14 protein-coding genes and 1 tRNA gene are annotated in these 18,202 nt (G+C 63.2%); 5 read left to right on the top strand and 10 right to left on the bottom strand.

What is annotated here, in order from left to right; translation table 11 throughout:
* Nucleotides 1–45: 45 nt before the first annotated feature.
* Both JMV54_RS09030 and JMV54_RS09035 read right to left on the bottom strand, forming a co-directional pair.
* Nucleotides 46–1,479: an MFS transporter gene (locus tag JMV54_RS09030; protein WP_201518589.1), complete on the bottom strand. Its 1,434-nt coding sequence runs from the start codon at nt 1,477–1,479 to the stop codon at nt 46–48.
* A 148-nt stretch (nt 1,480–1,627) separates the two neighbouring features.
* Complete coding sequence (locus tag JMV54_RS09035) at nt 1,628–2,740, bottom strand: enoyl-CoA hydratase/isomerase family protein (protein WP_201518590.1); 1,113 nt, start codon at nt 2,738–2,740, stop codon at nt 1,628–1,630.
* A 61-nt stretch (nt 2,741–2,801) separates the two neighbouring features.
* Here JMV54_RS09035 and trhO point away from each other — a divergent pair, with 61 nt between their 5' ends.
* From trhO to JMV54_RS09050, 3 genes are all read left to right on the top strand, one after another.
* Entirely contained in the window at nt 2,802–3,701 is a 900-nt protein-coding gene (gene trhO, locus JMV54_RS09040) for an oxygen-dependent tRNA uridine(34) hydroxylase TrhO (RefSeq protein ID WP_201518591.1), read from the top strand.
* 131 nt (nt 3,702–3,832) lie between these two features.
* Nucleotides 3,833–4,321: a hypothetical protein gene (locus JMV54_RS09045; protein ID WP_201518592.1), complete on the top strand. Its 489-nt coding sequence runs from the start codon at nt 3,833–3,835 to the stop codon at nt 4,319–4,321.
* Nucleotides 4,318–4,857 carry a hypothetical protein gene (locus tag JMV54_RS09050; RefSeq protein WP_201518593.1) on the top strand — a complete coding sequence of 180 codons (540 nt, stop codon included), beginning with the start codon at nt 4,318–4,320 and terminating at the stop codon, nt 4,855–4,857. The genes JMV54_RS09045 and JMV54_RS09050 overlap by 4 nt, the downstream gene beginning before the upstream one ends.
* Nucleotides 4,858–5,017: 160 nt before the next feature.
* On the opposite strand, the gene JMV54_RS09055 is transcribed toward JMV54_RS09050, so the two are convergent.
* Genes JMV54_RS09055 through JMV54_RS09075 form a run of 5 tightly spaced genes read right to left on the bottom strand, consistent with a single transcriptional unit; the run spans nt 5,018 to nt 11,134 of the window.
* On the bottom strand, nt 5,018–6,082 hold the full coding sequence (locus tag JMV54_RS09055) for a peptidase C39 family protein (protein WP_201518594.1): 1,065 nt from the start codon (nt 6,080–6,082) through the stop codon (nt 5,018–5,020).
* Nucleotides 6,083–7,690: a nickel ABC transporter ATP-binding protein NikE gene (gene nikE / locus JMV54_RS09060; protein WP_230972722.1), complete on the bottom strand. Its 1,608-nt coding sequence runs from the start codon at nt 7,688–7,690 to the stop codon at nt 6,083–6,085. It abuts the gene before it with no gap.
* Nucleotides 7,687–8,535 (bottom strand): ABC transporter permease, encoded by an 849-nt coding sequence (locus JMV54_RS09065; protein WP_201518595.1) that lies wholly within the window; start codon nt 8,533–8,535, stop codon nt 7,687–7,689. Before JMV54_RS09065 ends, nikE begins: the two co-directional genes overlap by 4 nt.
* Nucleotides 8,532–9,533: an ABC transporter permease gene (locus tag JMV54_RS09070; RefSeq protein WP_230972892.1), complete on the bottom strand. Its 1,002-nt coding sequence runs from the start codon at nt 9,531–9,533 to the stop codon at nt 8,532–8,534. The genes JMV54_RS09065 and JMV54_RS09070 overlap by 4 nt, the downstream gene beginning before the upstream one ends.
* Entirely contained in the window at nt 9,530–11,134 is a 1,605-nt protein-coding gene (locus tag JMV54_RS09075) for an ABC transporter substrate-binding protein (protein WP_201518596.1), read from the bottom strand. The genes JMV54_RS09070 and JMV54_RS09075 overlap by 4 nt, the downstream gene beginning before the upstream one ends.
* 653 nt (nt 11,135–11,787) lie before the next feature.
* On the opposite strand from JMV54_RS09075, the gene JMV54_RS09080 reads away from it, so the two are divergent.
* The gene (locus tag JMV54_RS09080) at nt 11,788–12,324 is read left to right on the top strand and encodes a hypothetical protein (protein ID WP_201518597.1); all 537 of its coding nucleotides are present in this window, start codon (nt 11,788–11,790) and stop codon (nt 12,322–12,324) included.
* Nucleotides 12,325–12,705: 381 nt separating this feature from the next.
* Here the strand turns inward: JMV54_RS09080 and JMV54_RS09085 are convergent.
* Nucleotides 12,706–12,793: transfer RNA gene (locus JMV54_RS09085), tRNA-Ser, on the bottom strand.
* 122 nt (nt 12,794–12,915) lie between these two features.
* Here JMV54_RS09085 and radA point away from each other — a divergent pair.
* The gene (gene radA, locus JMV54_RS09090; protein ID WP_201518598.1) at nt 12,916–14,256 is read left to right on the top strand and encodes a DNA repair protein RadA; all 1,341 of its coding nucleotides are present in this window, start codon (nt 12,916–12,918) and stop codon (nt 14,254–14,256) included.
* 531 nt (nt 14,257–14,787) lie between these two features.
* Here radA and JMV54_RS09095 read toward each other — a convergent pair.
* Entirely contained in the window at nt 14,788–17,298 is a 2,511-nt protein-coding gene (locus tag JMV54_RS09095; protein WP_201518599.1) for a bifunctional metallophosphatase/5'-nucleotidase, read from the bottom strand.
* A gap of 195 nt (nt 17,299–17,493) precedes the next feature.
* Nucleotides 17,494–18,132 (bottom strand): hypothetical protein, encoded by a 639-nt coding sequence (locus JMV54_RS09100; RefSeq protein ID WP_201518600.1) that lies wholly within the window; start codon nt 18,130–18,132, stop codon nt 17,494–17,496.
* Nucleotides 18,133–18,202 lie beyond the last annotated feature (70 nt).

An 18,202-nucleotide genomic window follows, 5' to 3' on the forward strand; every position in this document is an offset into this window, starting at 1 on the left:
GCGGCGGGCGGCAGGCACTGTGCGCACCCGCCGCCGCGACCGCGGCTAGTGATCGTGTTTCACGCCGGCCGGGATGGGGTCGCCCGGCTTCCATTCATCCCACACGCCGCTGGCTTCCATATCGGCGCCGAGCGGGATGTTGTGCCGGCTCCGCAGCGCGATTGAACCAACAAGACCGACGAGCGACATCACGCTGAGATAGATCGCGGGACCGTACCAGCGGCCCTCGTTGGCTTCGAACAGCGCGGTCACGATCAGCGGAGCAAAAGCACCACCGACGATGGCACCGATAGCGTAGGTGATCGAAACACCCGAGAAGCGCACCGATGCCGGGAACACCTCGGCATACCAGGCCGAAAGCGGGCCGTAGCAGAAGCCCAGCGGCACACCGAGCAGGCAGGTACCGAGCACAAAGTAGATCGGGTTGTCGGCGCCCATGGTCACCAGCGGGAATAGCGCGATCGAGGCTGGCACCATCAGGATGTATCCGATGATAAACACGGTCTTGGCACTGGTTTTATCGGCGATATAGGCACCCAGGTAGGTAAAAATCGCCCACGAAATTGCGGCAATGTTGAGCAGCAGACTGACCGTGCTCGGCTCCATTCCGACCATGCCATTTCCATCCGGCGGCAGCGGCGCGGAGGCATATTTACTGACGGTACCGCCAACGAGCATGTAACCGACGGCGTTGTCACCGGCGAACACGAGCGCGGCGAACAGCACGATCAGCGGGAAGCGGCGGAACAGCACGGCAACCGGGGCGGTCTGTTCTTTTTTGGCCTCGGCGATCTGCTTGAACACGGGCGACTCTTCAACAGCGCGACGCACGACATAACCGACGATGATCAGCACGATCGAGAACAGGAAGGCGATTCGCCAACCGAAGTCGAGGAACTGTTCGTGAGTGAACACACTCTGCAGGACCGTGAGCATCCCGGTTGCCATCAGCATCCCGAACGGCACACCCATCTGTGGCCAGGCACCGGCACGGTTGCGCTGCCCCATCGGCGCGGTCTCAACAGCCATGAGCGCGGCACCGCCCCACTCACCACCGGTGGAAATACCCTGCAGCACCCGCAGCAGCAACAACAGTACGGCGCTGAAAGCCGCAAAATCGCCGGTTGGCAGCACACCGATCAGCGCGGTTGCCCCGCCCATCATGATGAGCGTGGTGATCAGCACTGGCTTGCGACCAAAGCGGTCGCCGAAGTGTCCCGCGAGGAAGGCACCCAGTGGCCGGAAAAGGAATGACAGACCGATCGAGGCCACCGAAATGAGCACCGGCCCGGCTTCGCCGAGGGTCGCCCCCATCGGTTTAAAGAACAGCTCACCGAACACGAGGCTCGCCATAAACGCATAGATAAAAAAGTCGTACCACTCGACGGTGGTGCCGACAATCGTGGCGGCGAGCACGCGGCGGCGCTCGGCGACGGATGTCACCGGTTCGGACGCATGATTAGTGGCAGTCGTAGCCATGTGAACTCCATTGTTCGTTATGTGTCGGATGACGGATGCATCTTCGTCGATGCAACGGCACCAATTTATCACCGACCGGTCAGTTAGTTAATGCGCAATTTTCCCGTCGGTTCATCGTGCTCGAATAACAAAAACGAGCGCCGTTCAGCTATTCGACACTGTCACGCAAGCCGAGCGGCCCGAGCGACCACTCCATCCGCGGCGCATCCGCCTCGGCAAAAAGTGCCGCCACCTGCTGCTCGGTGACCGCATCCAGCGATGCCGGCTGCCACTTCGGCTGGCGATCTTTATCGACCAGCATGGCCCGCACGCCCTCGCTGAAATCGTGGCCGGCAATCAGCCGTAGCCCAACCCGAAATTCGAGGTCGATTGCCGCACGCAAATCCGCCGCCTCACGATTGCGCCGCACGAGCTCGAGCGTCGCCGCTGCAGCCAGTGGCGACGCCGCCGAAATTGCCGCGAGCGCCTCGGCCGCAACCTGGTGCTCGGGGGCGTGTTTCTGCAGTCGCGCAACAATTTCGCGCAGAGTTGCCGCCGAATACACCTCATCGATCCACTCGCGCTCGGCCAGCAGCTGCGACTCGCCCGGATCTTCGGCGAGATCAGCAACCACCTCGGCCGCCGGTTCCTGCGCCAGTCGCGCGAGCAGCTGCGGGATGCGATCGGATGGGATAAACCAGTCGGCAAAACCAGTGGCGATCGCATCCGCCGCGTTCAATCGCGCGCCGGTGACGCCCGCGTGTTCGCCGAGCCGGCCCGGCATGCGGGCGAGCAAATAGCTGCCGCCAACATCGGGGCTGAAACCAATCGCCGCCTCCGGCATCCCCACCCGGCTGCGTTCGGTAACCACCCGGATACTGGCGTGCCCCGATAGCCCCACACCACCGCCGAGCGTGTGGCCGTCCATCACCGCCACCACCGGTTGCGGTAGCTCGGGCCAGGTGGCATCGAGGCGATACTCGCTGCCGAGCACTCGTTCGGCACCACCGGTATGACCGTCGGCGACGATGCCGGTACGAAGCTCGGCCACATCACCGCCCGCGCAGAGGCCGCGCTCACCGGCACCAAAAATGACGATCTGTTCGATGCTCGCATCGGCGCGCCAGGCTGCGACCACCTCGGCCAGCCCGTCAATCATGGCCCCGGTGAGGGCATTGAGTTGCCGGGGGCGGTTGAGCTCGATCATGCCGAGCCGCCCCTGTGGGCCAGTTCGGGTGATGCGCAGGTTTCCATTGGCCAGTTCGATGGTGGCGTCACTCATACGAGCAACCATAATCCGCCCGGATGCAGGGGTGCCGCTACGAGAGTGCGAAAATTGAGGCATGGCCACCCCGAAAATTTTGTTGTACTACGTGTTCACCCCCATTGCCGATCCCGAGGCGATCAAGCTGTGGCAGCTGGAACTGTGCCGTCGGCTGGGGCTGCGCGGACGCATCCTGGTGTCAAAACACGGGATTAATGGCACCGTGGGCGGCGATGTGGTGCCCTGCAAACAGTATGTGCGCGCACTCAAGCAGTACCCGGCGTTCAAGAACGTCGATATGAAATGGTCGGAGGGCACTGGTGTGGATGCCGACGGCTACTCGCTCGATTTCCCGCGGCTGAGCGTGAAGGTGCGCCCCGAAATCGTCGCGTTCGGTACGCCGGACGAGCTCGTGGTGGATGAAAATGGCGTCGTTGGCGGTGGCGAACACCTCAGCCCCGAACAGGTGCATGAGCTGGTGGCCGAAAAACCCGACACCGTGTTTTTCGACGGGCGCAATGCCGCCGAGGCCGCGGTTGGCCGGTTTCGGGGCGCGGTGGTGCCGAACACGGTGACCACCCACGACTTTATTCGCGAGATCGAGTCGGGCGCCTACGACTGGATGAAAGACCGGCCCGTGGTCACCTACTGCACAGGCGGGGTGCGCTGTGAAATTCTTTCGGCGCTGATGATCAACCGCGGTTTCAACGAGGTGTATCAGATCGACGGCGGCATCGTGCGCTACGGCGAGCGTTTCGGCAACGAGGGGCTCTGGGAGGGGTCGCTCACCGTGTTTGATGGCCGCGAGCATCTCGACCTCGGGCCAGAGGCAAAAGTGATTGGCGAGTGCACGCTGTGCGGTGCCGCCACCTCGCGCCTGCAAAACTGCGCCGAAGACACCTGCCAACAGCGGCTGGTGGTGTGCGAACAGTGCGGTCAACAGGATGTGTATTGCGAGGCTTCGGCGACCGCCAGCTAGCGGCGCCTCGGCACAGGGGATGATCTTGGTCGGTTCCCAGCTCGATATTGGGCCGAAAACGGGCGCGTGCGTTGGTGCGGCGTCTATCGTGAAGGCACCGAGATCTCGACCCGTTGACGATCGGAGCAGCAGTGACCCCCAGACAGCGAAAAAACTGGCTACTGACGTGGGCTCCGCGGCTATTTGCAGGCCTCGGAGTGCTGGTGGTGGTGGTGCTGCTGAGCGCTCCCCCGTCGGTCAATCTCGTCGCCCCGGGCAAAACCACCGCAGCTCCGTGCCGCCCGGTCATCAACGTGGCCCCGGTGGAGGTGCATCGCAGCTACATAGTTCCGGATGCGGCAGAAGATGCGGTCGACACGCACATCAATCCGCCCGAGTACAAATATTTTGGCCCTGACGAGGTCGACCGGCTCGACGGGCGTTTGGCCTATGCGATCGGTTGCGAGCAGGCCCGCACCAACCGCCTCACCACGACTCTGTTCGTGGTTGTCGTCTGGGCATTTGCCACCCACCGCTGGTTTTTGTCGGCGGCCCGAGTACGGCGTGAAGACGCCGAACTCGACGCCTTCCTTGAGCGGCGCGCGCAAACAAATGACGACCCGGAAAAAGAGCAATCATGACCGCGAACTCTCCCGTCCCGCAGTACCAGCCCGCGCCAGCACCGCAAGGCCCGGAACCGACGGGTCTGGAACCGACGGGCCTGGGCCGAGCCATGTTTTGGCTGCAGTGGTTCACGCCGCTATTTGGCGCGTTCATGCTCACGTACGGCCGCGCGCTGTTTTTTACGCAGGTCGTGGGTTGGATGGGCGTACTGGCGCTCCTCACTGTGGCCCCGATCATGATCATCGTGTGCTGGGTGCTGAGCGCGATCACGCTCGCCAGCGACGATGCGCGGCGCGCTCGGGCACTGCCAAAGTGGTCAGCCCGATGCCAGGCCGCGATGTGGGTAACTATTTTTGTGTGCGCGGCATTCGTTGAAGATGTGGTCGACGTTGAAGAACCGGCAGCAGCGTCACTCGCGCACCGGGTATTCGGGATAGACGTTAACGTCACGATGGCGATCGCCATCGCACTCCTGGTGGTGTTCGCCGTACTCGCCGTAGCCAGCTGCATCCTCGCGTTTAAAAAGCCCTCGGACGGCGCCTCCGCGCCCTAAGCACCGCGCCCGCACCCTCGGGGCGTCATCCCTAAGCACCAGCACCCCCTCGGGTACACCGCAAACCTCGGGGTACACCGCTATACCGGTGTACTCCAGCGATATCGGTGTACCCCAGCGAAGGTGCAGCAGTGCGCCACCGCAGGCATAAGCCGCAGCCTCAGCGAACCTCGATGATGGCCCGGTAGGCGGGGTCGCCCCAGCGTGCCATGGCGTCAAACTCGTCAAGTGCAATCGGCAGATCGTGCCCGTCAAGCCAGGTCTCGCCCTCGGGCGCGTTAATCCACGGGTCTTGGATGTAGATATAGCGATCGTCTGCCGCATGCGCGATCACCCAGTGCGGGGTCGGATCATTGTGCATCGGCACCTCGTCAATCAACACAATGGCGACCGCACCGTCCTGCAGTGCCGCAACAAGCGACGACACCGACTGCCATTCCGTCACGATCGGCAACCCGGCCCGGTCTGCCTGCATCCGGGCCTCGCGCTGCAGCAGCTCCTTCGACTCGCGCATAAACCCGTCACTGCCCTCAAGCAGCACCGGCCCGTCCTGTGAAATCGTCAGCGACACCTTATGCTCGGGCAACTCGGCAGCAAGCTCCACGAGCAGCGCGCAAGGGTCGATCGCCGGCATGTTCGTGGCGCGCCGCCAAAACGCGAGCTCGGTGCGCCGGTCGTCCTGCCGGTTCACGCCGTCAAGTCCGCCGCCGGCGAGGTGGTTCACCGTCAGCAGCGCCGCTACCGCCCCGCAGGTGAAGTCGGTGGTTTGGGCATAGTACGGCGGTTCGGGGTGACGGCCACCACCCGCAGCGAGCGCCCATCCCGCAACATTTTCGGTGCCATCAGCGGATGCATAGGGTGCCCGCAGCTGCCAACCACCGGCACGAGTGAGCACCTCGCGAATATTTTCAGGATGCGCTGGCGTCGCCGGGATCTCCCACAGCAGCCGCGCATCCCCGCGCTCGCGACCGTACTCAACGAGCGCAGCAACCGCGCCATCAATGTCGGCAGATTCTCGCCATGCTGAGGCCACAACCTTGGTCACCGCGGTGTGCGCGCGTCGCATCGTTAAAAACGCCACGCCCTCGCCCAGGTGCAGCTGTGGCGAATACGGGTGCCGCGAGCGCTGCCAGACGTCGGTGAGCACACCGCCGGTCAATTCCGCTACCGGTGCCAGCTGTTCTGTAGTGGGGGTGTCATTCAGTGGCAGTGTCTGTAGTTCCACCTAGGGCTCCTTCACTTCGAGGTCACCATCATCTCGCGACTGGCGGCCAAGCGCCGCCGATACCAACTGCTTGGTGTAGTCATGCTGCGGGTTGCCGAACACCTCCGCCGAGCGCCCCGACTCAACCACCACCCCGTCGCGCAGCACCGCAACCCGATCGGTTACCGCCAGCACCACGCCGAGATCGTGCGAAATCAGCGCAATCGCCTGCCCGGTTTCATCCCGCAATCGCCGCAGCAACTCGAGGATTTTTGCCTGCACCGACACATCCAGCGCCGATACCGATTCATCGCAGATCAGCAGTTTTGGCCGCGGTGCCAGCGCGCGGGCGATTGCCACCCGCTGCCGTTGACCGCCCGAAAGCGAAGCCGGTCGGCGCCGCAAATAATCAGCAGACAGTCCCACCTGCTCAAGTAGCTCGCTGGCATCACTCAGCGGACGGTTCGCCACCCGAAGCGCCTCACGCAGCGTGTCACCAACGGTGAACATCGGGTTGAGTGACGAATAGGGATCCTGAAAAACGATCTGCGCCATCTCGGGGGTGCGGTCGCGCCGCCCCGGCCGCACCGGCACCCCGTCGAATTCGATGCGGCCCGCATCCTCGAGCTCGAGACCGGCGATACAGCGCATCAGGGTCGACTTACCCGAGCCCGACTCACCCACCAGGCCCACGATTTCACCGCCGCGCACCTCAAAATCGACACCACGCAACACGGGCCGGCCGGCAAACGACTTCGTCACCCCGCTGGCACGCAACACCGGTATCTCGGCCGCATCCGCGGCGCCGGCAGCACCCACGAGGTCACCGTTACGCATCGCGGTCACCGGGTCGGCGGCAAGCAGCGAGCGAGTGTACTCGTGCTTCGGCGCAGTAAACAGCTCGCTGGCGTTCCCCCGCTCGACAATTTCACCCTGCCGCATCACCAGCACCCGGTCGGCATAGTCACGCACAACGCCGAGGTCGTGAGTGATGAGCAGCACCGCAATGCCACGCTCACGCCCCAACCGGTCAAGCAGCTCAAGAATGCCGGCCTGATTGGATGCATCCAATGCGGTGGTCGGTTCATCAGCAATCACCAGCTGCGGCTGCGAGGCAAGCGCGGCCGCAATGGCGGCGCGCTGCCGCATCCCGCCCGAAAGCTGGTGCGGATATTGCTCGGCGGTTTCGGCCGGCAGTCGCACCTCTTCGAGGGCGGCGCGGATGCGGTCGGTTCGTTCCCGGCGCGACAGCTTCCCGGCGTGTGCGTCGATCGTCCAACCGATCTGCTCGCCGATACGGTGCACCGGACTCAGCGCCGTAAACGGATCCTGCAGCACCATCGTCACCAGCCGGCCCCGCAGCGGCTGCCAGTCAGCTTCAGCCTGTGCCAGCGGATAGCGCGTGCCGTTCACCAGCAGTGCACCGCTGGCCGAAAGCCCCGGAGCAAGCAACCCGATCAACGCTTTTGCCGAGAGTGTTTTACCCGACCCCGATTCGCCAATGAGCGCGAGCGTTTCGCCGCTGCCCACCTCGGCGCTCCAGGGATGCACAATCACCTCGCCCTGCGGCCCGTTCACCGCGAGCCGTTCGATAGCAATCATGGCAGCGGATGGTGTCACCGAGTTCATGCCCGACCTCGCTCCAGCTTCTCACCCAACCAGTCGCCCACCACATTCGCGGCCATCGCCACCGCAATAATCAGCAGCGCCGGCACGAGCGCGGCGGCGGGGTTTTCAAAAATCAGGTGGCGACCGTCGGCAAGCTGCCGCCCCCAATCGGCGGCGTCGCTCGGCACACCGACCCCCAAAAACGACAGCGACGAGAACGACACCAGCGCAAACGTCACGTTCAGCATCGTGTTGGTGATGATCAGCGGCAGCACATTTGGCAACACGTGCCGGAACATGATCCGCCAGCGCGACAGGTTGAGCATCTTCGTCGCTTCAACATAGGCGCGCGTCGACTGGTCGAGCACCCCCGCACGCACAATCCGAATATCGCTGGGCGAGAACAGCACGATCAGTAGCAGCACGGTAATCCAGTAGTTCGTGCCGAGAATACCGCCCACCACCAGCGCCAAAAGCAGCACGGGCAGCGCCAGCAGCAGATCGGTCCAGCGCCCGATCACCGTGTCGACCCAGCCGCGCTCATACCCCGCGAGGCTGCCAAGCAGCATCCCGAGCACCATTGACCCGAGCGCCACCAGCACCGGTCCCACCAGCGCCGAAGCCGCGCCGCCAACCGCAAGTTTCAACACATCCCGGCCAAGATCATCGGTGCCAAGTGGATGCTGATAGCTCAATGGCGGTACCGCACCGGCAAGCAAATCCTGTTTGGTTGCATCCGGCACGATGAGGTTGCCGAAGATCGCCAAAAAAGCCGCCACCGCCAGCACGGCCAACGCCACAATCGGCAGGCGGCGCCGACCCTGCAGGGCTGGAACCGTCAATACTTTCGTCTTGGGTGCGCTCATGCTCGGCCCCTCCGCTCACGAGGGCTGCGCTGCCGCGGGTCGAGCAGCCAAAAAGCGATATCTGCCAGCAGCGCGATCACGGCGATTAGCGCGGCAATCAACAGTGTCGCCGCCTGCACCACCGGGATGTCTTTAAACATCACCGAATCGGCCAACAGCTTCCCGAGCCCCGGCAACGCGAACGTGGTTTCGGCCAGCAGCGTGCCACCCACCAGGAAGGTGAGCACGAGACTCGCCGCGGTGATGATCGGCATGGCCGCATTGCGCAGCGCCACCCGCTCAACCTGCCGTTCAGGAATTCCGCGGGCACGCATCCCCGTCACATAGTCGGATGCGAGCGCGCCAACCATGGCCGTGCGGGTCAGCTTGAGCAAGATCGCCGCCAACCCCACGGTCAACGAAAACGCGGGCAGGATGAGGTGATACAGCATGTCGACAAACCCGTCACCGGTGCCGTACACCGGGAAGATCGGCAGATAGTACGAAAACACGTACAGCAGCAGCACACCCACGGCGAAGGTCGGCGCCGAAATCCCCAGCACCGCCAGCCAAGAACCCACCCGGTCGACAACACCGTGCGGTCGCACCGCGCCACGAATACCGAGCGGCACGGCAATGAGCACCGACATCACAAACGCGAGCGCACACATCCAGAAGGTTGTCGGGATGCGGGCACCGATTGCCTCAGTTACCGGCACCTGCAAGCGGATGGAATCGCCAAGGTTGCCGGTGAACACATTCCCGAGCCAGATTCCATACTGGGTGAGGAAGGGTTCATCCAGGTGATATTTCGCGCGGATCGCCGCCACCGACTCGGGGTTGACCGGTCGATTACCGAGCAGAGTTTTTGCCAAATCGCCCGGGGCGAGATACATGAGTGCAAACACCACGAAGGTGAGCACGAACAAGACCACCGCGATCCCCACGAGCCGGGTCGTGAGCATCCCCATCAAAGTGTCGCTAAATTTGCGCCTGGTGGCGCCGGCTGCGGCGCTCATGTTGCCGCCCGATACAGTGCGGCGGGCCAGCAACTCACGAACCGATACGGTGACAGATCACGGATCCCGAGATCCATCTTGACTGCGGTGATCGACTGCCCCCACCACAGCGGCACGTCAATAATGTCGGCGGCCTGCAGTTTTTCTACTTTGAGCAACAGCTCGATACGTTTTTCGGTGTCGGGTTCGGCCAGCGCCTGTGCCAGCAAATCCTGTATCTCGGAGTTTTCATACCCACTCACATTGCCGGTGCCGAGCATGAAACTCGAAATCTCCTCCGGCTGCCCGAGCGTCGAGAAGTACCACATATAGCTCACGCCATAGCCGGCCGATACATCAGCCGCCGCGAGCCATTCTTCAATCGGCACCTCACGTACATTGAGCCTGACCCCGATCGTGGCGAGGTTTTCGGCATAGGCGAGAGCAGCCTGTTTCAAATGCGGCCCAGTGGCCGGAACAAGCATTTCGGTCTCAAAACCGTTCGGCTGTGATGAGGCACTCAACGCCGCCTTAGCCTTGTCGAGATCAAACTCACGCTGCGGCACCTCGGCGAGCTTTTCGCGGGCCTCGTCGGCGTCGTACACGGTGGCGAGTGATTCGGGAGTCATGATGGTGCCGGCCGCCTCGCCCTGATTCCGCAGCAGGTTCTCGGCCACCGCGCGCCGGTCAAACGAGTGGGCGAACGCCTCACGCACTTTCGGGTCGTCAAACGGCTTCACGGTGGTGTTGAAATAGAGCCCCACATAGCTGAGGTCAGGCGCATTCTCGATGCGCATATTCGGCACCTGCTGCCACGACCGGCTCTGCTGCACCGGCACGCTGAAGGCAATATCAATCTCCCCAGAACGGGCCGCAAGCAGCCGTGTCGATTCATCCGGGATGAACTTCACGGTGAGGTGTTTCACCTTCGGGACGCCACCCCACCAGGTGTCAACACGCTCGTAACTCACATGCGAGTCGGGAACAAATTCAGTCACCCGATAAGGCCCGGTACCCAAAACCAGCGAGCGGCTATTGCCAATCTTGCCGTCGTGCTCCTGCCAGAACCGTTTTGAGGTGATAAACCCCGCACCGCCGCTCGACATGTTCTTGAGAAAAGCAGCGTCGGGTGCGTTAAGTGTGATTTCGATGCGGTCATCGCCGATGGCACTGATGCGGTCAACAGCGGTGAGGTAGTAGCTCAGTCCTGGCGAAAGCTCGGGGTCGCGGGCGGTTTCGAGACTGAACAACACATCCTCGACGGTGACATCGCTGCCATCCTGAAATTTCGCACCGTCACGAAGCGTGAACACGTAGGTGGTGTCGTCGGGCTGCTCCCACGACTCGGCCAGTGCCGGCTGCACGTCGCCGTTGGCGTCGAGCATGGTGAGCCCCTCCTGCCCGATTGCGGCGAGGTGGTAGTTGAGGATGCCGGCTTCATGCCCGACATACAGGCTCGACACTGACCCAGGGAGAGCTGCGGTTACGCTGGAGATTTCTTCGCCAGTGTCTGGCCCCACCTCTGTGGCGGTCGGCGGTGCACAGCCAACCAGGGCGAATGCGGCGGCGAGCACCAGCGCCACGCCGCGGCGCAGGCGTCGTCGGAATTGTGATGGGGGCACGGCCGAGAAACCTCTGCATCTACTGGTGGGCTGCGAAGCGCATCAGACCCGAACTCGGCTGCTAGAGAGCCCAGCTGCTTGCCTGTTTCGCCTCGAGGGTTGCCACAGACTAACCCAAAACTTGTCGACGCAACAATGCGCCGCTTCTTCGTTCGTAATGCGCCGCGGGCGTCGCCCCGAGGCGCGCGCGGACTTTCGCGCGCGTCACACCTGGGTGCCGCGCCCGCCACGCTTCAAGCCCGCGCCCGCCTCCAAAGCGCCGCGCCCGCCCCCTTCGGGTACACCGCAAACCTCGAGGTACACCGCTATACCGGTGTACCCCAGCGATATCGGTGTACCCCAGCGATATCGGTGTACCGCAGCGAAGGTGCAGCACTTGACGAGCCTCGCGAGCGTTGCCCCGAGGCAAGCGGGAAAAACTAATGTGGCCAACATGTGCTCACGAGCCGAGCAAGTGCTCGCAAGCCGAGCTTGAGGAAACGAAGAACCCCCGTCTTCCGCTTAAAGCAGCCAGGCTAGGGCGTACCTCGACCACGTCAGATCGGCCCTTCTGGACAGATCGCGGGCAGAATGTGCGCACAAGGGCACTCTCATACATACGCCCTCGACTGCGAGTACCACCACGACGCCGCAGATACTCTAGGGTCTAAGGCATGGAGCCCAACACCAACACTCAACCGAAGAGGCCCTGGTACAAGCGCTGGTGGGTGATCGCTCTCGGCGTGATCATTGCCGTCGGCATCATTAACCAGATTATCAATCCCACGCCCAATGAGCAGGCGGAAGAGCCCGCTGCTGTCGAAACCACCACCATGCCCGAGGAAAACACAGACGAGAAACAAGCTCCCGGGCCGACCGAGGAAGCGCACACCGACCTCGCGGCACGGGTCACCGAAGCCGTCCTCGGCGGCAACCCCAGTTGTGACGGCGAGTTCCCCGCGCCCTCGTTCCAATCGCTCTGCTCTACCTCGCCCGGATTCTGGATCGCCGACATCACCGACGAGCACGCCGGCGCTGTCCGAGTCCACATCCAGGAACGCATGCAGGAACACGAACGCGAGGATGTGGCCCGGTGGGTCATGCAACACGCATGCCGCGAAGTCGAAGACCTCGACCTCGTAATCGCAGTCGATCTCGACGGATACGAACTTCACTGGATGCGTTCCAACTCCCGAAGCGTGTGCAGCTAGAACCAGCCCACTACCCTTTCTCGGAACGGCCGGGGGGTTTCATTCATGCCCCGGAGCAACGATGGCCCGCGCGTCGTCCCTCGGCGCCCGTATCCAAAGCGCCGCGCCCGCGCCCGCGCCGCCCCTCGGCGCCCACACCCTCGGGTACACCGCAAACCTCTAGGTACACCGCCATACCGGTGTACCCCAGCGATACCGGTGTACCGCAGCGATGGTGAAACACTTCACGAGGCGCGTGAGCCTCGCGCGCGCCACCCCGAGGCACACGAGCAAAACAAATGTGCCTACAAGCCGAGCAAGTGCCCACAAGCCGACTTTGCACAAACGAAGAACCCCCCGCCTTCCGCTTGTTTCCAAGGGAGGCGGGGGTTTACCTTTCGGCGGTGACGGTGGGATTTGAACCCACGGTAGGGGGTTGCCCTACACGACATTTCGAGTGTCGCACCTTCGGCCGCTCGGACACGTCACCGTCGGACGACATTACACGCCCCAAGCCGTTCACGCAAATCGAACTACCAAACTGGCGCGCATCCCCCAACCCGCACTGCCGATCGCGCGGCGGTGTCGGAGGCACCCCATAGGCTTTGCCACATGGCAACGAAACGAAAGCGACCGGCTTACCAATGCAGCGAGTGCGGCTACGAGGCCGTCAAGTGGGTTGGCCGCTGCCCCGAGTGCCAGGCCTGGGGCACCATAGAAGAGCGCGCTGCTACACGCGGTGGCCCGCAGTTTCGCGCCGAACCGCTCGCGCCTGCAACCGCCGCGCAGCCCATCACCGAGGTTGATGCGGGACAGGCCGTGCACTGGCCAACCGGCATCAGCGAGTTCGACCGGGTGCTCGGCGGCGGGATCGTTCCGGGCGCCGCGATTTTGCTCAGCGGCGAACCCGGGGTAGGTAAATCGACGCTGTTGATCGACACGGCCTCGAAGATCGCGAGCTTGGGCGCCAAGGTGCTGTATGTGAGCGCCGAAGAGTCGGTGAACCAGGTGCGGTTGCGTGCCGAGCGCACCGATGCACTGCATCCCACGCTCTATCTGGCAAGCGAAACCGATCTGGCGACCGTGCTCGGGCATGTGGATGAGGTGCAGCCGCGGCTGCTCATCGTCGACTCGGTGCAGACGGTCGCTTCGGCAGAGCTGGATGCGCTTGCCGGCCAGCCTTCGCAGGTGCGCGAGGTGGCGTCGGCGCTGATTCGGCTCGCAAAATCGCGCGGACTGCCGGTGATCATTGTGGGCCATGTCACCAAAGACGGGCAGGTTGCCGGGCCGCGGCTGCTCGAGCATCTGGTGGATGTGGTGGCGCATGTTGACGGCGACCGGCAGACTGCGCTGCGCTTTGTGCGCACGCTGAAGAACCGGTTCGGGCCCACCGACGAGGTGGGGTGTTTTGAGATGACCGGTGAGGGGATGCGCGAGGTACCGGATCCTTCGGCGCTTTTTATCAGTGACCGGGATGGATCGGTGCCGGGCACCTGCGTCACCATGGCACTCGAGGGCAAGCGGGTGCTGCCGGTGGAGATCCAGGCGCTTGTGGTGCCAACGCAGGCGCCGAATCCACGCCGGGTGGTCAACGGTGTGGATGCGGGGCGCGTGGCGATGCTGCTGGCGGTGCTTGAGCGCCGCTGCGGGCTGTCATTTGCGCAGCATGATGTGTATGTGTCGACCGTTGGCGGGGTGCGGCTCACCGAACCGGCGGCGGATTTGGCGATCGCTGCGGCGCTGGCCTCGGCCAAGCTCGAGTCGGCGCTTGAGGATCGGCTCGCGGTATTTGGTGAGGTTTCGCTCGTTGGTGATCTGCGACATGTCACCAACGAGAAGCAGCGCGTCACCGAGGGGCGCCGGCTCGGTTTTGCGGGGCCGGTGGGCCCGGATGCGGGGCGCCTGGCGCAGGCTCTCGCGGCCGCGATTCCGGGGTTTGCCCAGCGCGGGTAGTTCGTAGCGCTTGGCTCGTGGCGCTTTGCGCTCACGCCACCCCGCCTTGTGTGTGGGTTCGCGTCATCTGTACGTGTTCTGCCACACACAGTTGACGCGAACCCACACAGAAGGCGAAGAAACGCGCGAAACGGAGCGACGCGGAGCGGCGAGGGGTCAGCCATGGCAGCGACGATGAGTGCACCAGACAGAACACGGCGCCACACCTCGACCACACGCCCCACCGCACGACCATTTGCCTCGATGCTTGCGGCACCGCGCACTCCCCGCCACACCCGTTCACGACCCGCACCACCACGCCACCCCGCCTTGTGTGTGCCTTCGCGTCATCTGTACGTGTTCTGCCACACACAATTGACGCGAACCCACACAGAAGGCGAAGAAACGGCGGCGGCGCGGCGGCAGCGGAGGGCGCGGCGGCAGCGGAGCGGCGCCGCAACGCCACCGCGCGGCGCCGCACCGCCGGAAACGAGTTGCGCCCGCATCCCTGCAATCGGGGATGCGGGCGCAGCTCGTTAGGGAGCGCTCAGACTAGGCGTTGCGGCGCTGTGCCATGAGGGTGGCGCCGGTAGCTGCGATGAGCAGTGCCACGGCGATACCGCCCACGAGCAGGTTGCTGTCGGCACCAGTCGCGGCGAGGGCGCCCTCGGCGGGAGTCTTACCGCCAGCAGCCTGGTCGTCCTTACCGGGCTCGTTCGGCAGCGGCGTGGCTTCGTCAGCAACTACCTCGAAGGTGGCGGTTGCTTCGGCGTCGCCCTGAGTTGCAACGACGGTGTACGTACCGGCCGGGAATGGCTGGTTGTCTGCGATGACCTCACCGGTGGCCTTGTCGAAGGTCGCCCAGGTGATGTTCTCTGAGAACTCGCCAGCCTCGTTCGGCATGACGGTGAACTGTGCGTTGATGCCTTCCGGACCGGTAACGGTCAGGGTGACTTCTTCGCCAGCGTTCCAGCCGGTACCCGAGATGAGGATGCCCTCAGCCGACTTCTCGACGGTCACCTTTTCGGGGTCGACAGTGATGGAGGGTGCCTCATCCTCAGTCTCGGCAACGGTCAGCGGCAGCACGGCTGCGGTGCCCGACTGGTTGAAGATGAGCGTCAGGTTCTGCTTGCCCGCGAGGTCGGCCGGGATGTTCAGGGTGATCTCAGCCTCAACCACGTCACCGTTAGCGGTGTCGCCAGTGATGGTGCCGGTACCAACAACCTGCTCGCCGATCTTCACGTCGACGCTCTCGTTCGCAAGGAAGTCCTTCGAGCGCAGGTTGAAGTTCTTCACCTTGAAGGTGAAGTCTTCGCCAGCCTTCAAGGTCGGGCCCTCACCGTAGGCGGTGAAGAAGCCTTCCGTGTCGACACCGGGGCGTGCGGTCGGAACCTTGAGTTCCTGGCCGGGCAGGTCCTTCACATACTCGGTGAAGGCGTCGAGGTCGACCGAACCGGTGTCAAACAGCGAGCCCTCGGCGAGGGTGTGGAAGTTGTCGCCACCGCCAGCGAGGAAGGTGGGCATAACAACCTTGTATTCCGCATCCATGCTGAGCGGGTTGCCGTCGATGGTGATGCCGGTGATACGGTCACCCTCGGCGCGGCTCGAGTCGCTGGTGTACGACACGTTCGGCGAGATGCCGAGCTGCAGGTAGGGACGGCTCGGAACTTCACCGTTCGCGTCGCGCTGCCACTGCTCTTCAAACACCTGTTTGAGCTGTGCGCCGCTCAGGGTGACAACGGCGAGGTTGTTGGTGAAGGGCAGCACGGTCTGTGCATCCTTGTAGGTGAGCACGCCGTCACCGGCGATGTCGGCACGCAGGCCACCGGGGTTCATGATCGAGAGGTCAGCACCACCGGCAACGTTCTTGTTGGCCCACTGGTACATCGAGTCGGCAACGAGCACACCGAGTGACGATGCCTCCGCCCGGTCGTCTTTGACTGCAGCCCCGTCGGCCCAGGTGTAGGCGCGGGTGATTTCGTCGTTCACAACACCGATCTGTTCAGCGCCGAGCACTTTGGCCTCACTGTAGGCGGCTTCCTTGATAGCCACGACCTTGTCGTAAACCTGCTGCGACTGCGGTGAGAGACCGTCGCGGGTGTAAACCGGAGCCTTGTCCGCGATGGTGTCGATCACTGCGCTGTCAGTCTTGACGATCTTGTTGTCAGCGTCGACCGTGAAGACGATCTGGCCAACCTGCTTGCCGTATTCACCGGCCTGCAGCACCCGACGTTCGCTGATGTCGTAGTTGTAGCCGTAGTGGGTGTGGCCGTGCAGTACGAGGTCGACCTTGTCGGAGGTGTCCTTCACCATGCTCGAGAACACCTCGTTGCCGAGATTCGTGTCGAGATCGGCCGTCGGGCCGCCCTCGTGGTACGAGGCGATGATGATGTCAGCGGCGCCTGCCTGCTCGATTTCTTCGGCGTACTTGTTCACGGCCGCAACCGGGTCGCCAAAGGTGAGACCCTGGATGCCCTGGGGCGAGACAGCTGACGGGGTCGATTCGGTGACAGCACCGATGACGGCAACCTTGACGCCGTTCACTTCGTAGATTTTGTAGGCGTCCATCAGCAGCGAACCGTCACCCTTGGTGACGTTCGCGGCGAGGAGGGTGCCGCCGAGCTTCTGACGGATGCGCTCAGCGTCTTCCTGGCCCTTGTCGAATTCGTGGTTACCCACGGTGAACGAGTGCTGGCTGCCCTCACTGAGCGCGGTCAGTGCATCCATTGTTGGGTCGTCGTTCTGCAGCGACGATTCAAATTCTGAGGCACCCACCTGGTCACCGTTGGCGACGAACAGCGTGTTCTCGGCACCGAATTTGTCGGCGATGGTCAATGAACCTGCAGCGAAAGCCTCCAGGTTTGAGAGTCGACCATGGAAGTCGTTGTACGAAACGATGTTGATCTGCTTCTGCCCCTCGGCCAGGTCGGCAGCGGGAGAAATGATCTCGGTGTTCTGCAGGGATTCGTCAGCGAAGGCGGGTGCGGCGATGCCGGCGAAGGCAAGCAGCCCGCCAACGACGCTAGCGACTGCGCCGCGCACGAAATTTTTCTTGTGAGCCACTCGGCCCCTCCTCAGTGATTCGTCAGCCAGGACTCAGCCAGACTCCCAGCCACCTGTTACATTGCCGCAACAACTTGGTGAACGGAAGGTTACAAGAACTCGGAACTTTGGCCTACCATGCCGATGGTGTCAACCAGCCGACTGTAGGGATGCATCCCAAGCCACCAATTCCATCTCGAGTGCCGAAAATATTGCCTATTCGAGGACGAACATCACCGGTTCTGATTCGGCACCGTTTACGGTCACCTTGAGGTGGTAGTAGGAGTCACCACCGACCGCCGCCGGACGTTCCGCATCGCAGGTATCTGGCGTTGACCGCTCCCGCACCCACTCAAGCTGCGGAGATTCGAATTTGCGCCCCGGTTCCAATAACACCTGCTGATTTTCGGGGTTTTGTTGGCAGTCGGTCGAGGCCCAAATCTGGTCGCTACCCGACGTGATGCGGAATTGCTGCACGGCGGTGCCGACATTGAATATGCATTTGTTGGCACCGGTGTTCTCGATGCTGAACGAGAGCTTCGGACGAGCGTCCGGCCCGTATGAGCGAGCGTCGGTGGCCGCTGTCACTGTCACGTCTTCGGGCCCGCAGGGCCGCGGCTCGGCGGGTGTCTGCGGCTGTGAAGTGTCGCCCGGCGTGGTGGTCTTACCGGCCTCAGGTGTTGTTGCAGGTGCTGTTGGCGGGTTGGTAGCGGGGGCCGCATCCGGTTTATCGGCCGCAAACAAGCCAATGATTGCACTTGCGCCCCACCAGATGAGAGCGATCACAGCGACGAGCAACAGCAGCGCCACGATCCGACGACGTCGGTAGACCGCGGGGCTGGGTTTGGTGCTCACAGCAGTAATGTACCCGGATGCTTTGGAGATTCCGGCGTGCAGTGCCGAGAACATGTGAGCAGGGATGCGG

This window comes from Gulosibacter hominis, assembly GCF_904842695.1.
Lineage (GTDB): Bacteria > Actinomycetota > Actinomycetes > Actinomycetales > Microbacteriaceae > Gulosibacter > Gulosibacter hominis.

Bases quoted from the DNA above. Each gene is read 5' to 3' on its own strand.
- radA (WP_201518598.1), top strand. From the start codon at position 12,916: ATGGCAACGAAACGAAAGCGACCGGCTTACCAATGCAGCGAGTGCGGC.
- JMV54_RS09080 (WP_201518597.1), top strand. From the start codon at position 11,788: ATGGAGCCCAACACCAACACTCAACCGAAGAGGCCCTGGTACAAGCGC.
- trhO (WP_201518591.1), top strand. From the start codon at position 2,802: ATGGCCACCCCGAAAATTTTGTTGTACTACGTGTTCACCCCCATTGCC.
- JMV54_RS09030 (WP_201518589.1), bottom strand. From the start codon at position 1,479: ATGGCTACGACTGCCACTAATCATGCGTCCGAACCGGTGACATCCGTC.
- JMV54_RS09065 (WP_201518595.1), bottom strand. From the start codon at position 8,535: ATGAGCGCACCCAAGACGAAAGTATTGACGGTTCCAGCCCTGCAGGGT.
- JMV54_RS09035 (WP_201518590.1), bottom strand. From the start codon at position 2,740: ATGAGTGACGCCACCATCGAACTGGCCAATGGAAACCTGCGCATCACC.
- JMV54_RS09070 (WP_230972892.1), bottom strand. From the start codon at position 9,533: ATGAGCGCCGCAGCCGGCGCCACCAGGCGCAAATTTAGCGACACTTTG.
- JMV54_RS09050 (WP_201518593.1), top strand. From the start codon at position 4,318: ATGACCGCGAACTCTCCCGTCCCGCAGTACCAGCCCGCGCCAGCACCG.
- nikE (WP_230972722.1), bottom strand. From the start codon at position 7,690: ATGAACTCGGTGACACCATCCGCTGCCATGATTGCTATCGAACGGCTC.